Raw genomic sequence first — 1,024 nt, 5'->3', positions numbered from 1 at the left:
CTTCATGAACTTGTGCACAGACAGCCCGCCGGAGTAACGCGCTGCCCCCTTTGTTGGAAGCACGTGGTTGGGCCCGCTGGTTTTGTCGCCGAACGCCACGGTCGTTTCCTCACCGAGGAAGAGCGAGCCGTAGCAGGTCAGATTGGCCAGCCACCAGTCGAGATCCGCTGTGTGGACTTCCAGATGCTCGGAGGCATAACGGTCGGAGATCTCCACCACCTCTTCACGGGTGTCGCACAAGATAACCTCGCCGTAATCACGCCAAGCGGCGGTGGCGGCATCGCGAGCGGTCGGGGGAAGCTTGGCGATCAGTTCCGGAACCAGCGCCATGACACGACCGGCCAGCTCGCGCGAAGTGGTGAACAACCAGGCGGGCGACTCATGACCGTGCTCGGCTTGCCCGACGAGGTCGCTGGCGACGATGGCGGGGTCGGCCGTCTCATCGGCGATGACGGCGACTTCCGACGGTCCGGCGAACACGTCAATGCCGACTTGGCCGTAGAGCGTCCGTTTGGCCTCAGCCACGAACTTGTTGCCCGGCCCCACCACCACATCGGCCGGCTTGCCACTGAAGAGACCATAGGCCATGGATGCAATCGCTTGCACCCCGCCCAGTGCCATGATGACGTCGGCGCCGGCCGCGTGGAAGGCGTAAAGGACGTGCGGATGGATGCCCTGGCCGCGGAACGGGCTCGAGCACGCCACTACAGTCTTGACACCGGCCGCCTTGGCGGTCGCCACGCCCATATAGGCTGAGGCGATATGCGCGTAGCGCCCTGCCGGCGCATAGCAACCGACCACATTGACTGGCAGCACCCGTTGTCCCGCGGTGACGCCCGGATGCAGTTCCAAGGAGAACTCTTTCAGGGATTCGCGCTGCGCCAAGGCGAAATCGGTGACCTGCCGAATGGCGAAGTCAATATCGGCGCGCACGGCCGCCGGCACGTCCTTAGTCTGCTCCCGGATCTGAGCGGGCGTAAGGACGATATCGCCACTCCAGCCGTCGAGTTGTTTGGCGTACTGA

At 64.1% G+C, this 1,024-nt stretch carries 1 protein-coding gene; it reads right to left on the bottom strand.

The features are described from left to right. Nucleotides 1-1,024 (bottom strand): sulfopropanediol 3-dehydrogenase (gene hpsN, locus E1J61_RS36720; protein WP_133098641.1); only part of this gene is annotated, 1,024 nt, incomplete at both ends.

This window comes from Cupriavidus sp. L7L (genome assembly GCF_004353535.1).
Lineage (GTDB): Bacteria > Pseudomonadota > Gammaproteobacteria > Burkholderiales > Burkholderiaceae > Cupriavidus > Cupriavidus oxalaticus_A.
The sequence above is the reverse complement of the archived record's forward strand: the minus strand, read 5'-3'. Positions and strand labels throughout refer to the sequence as shown.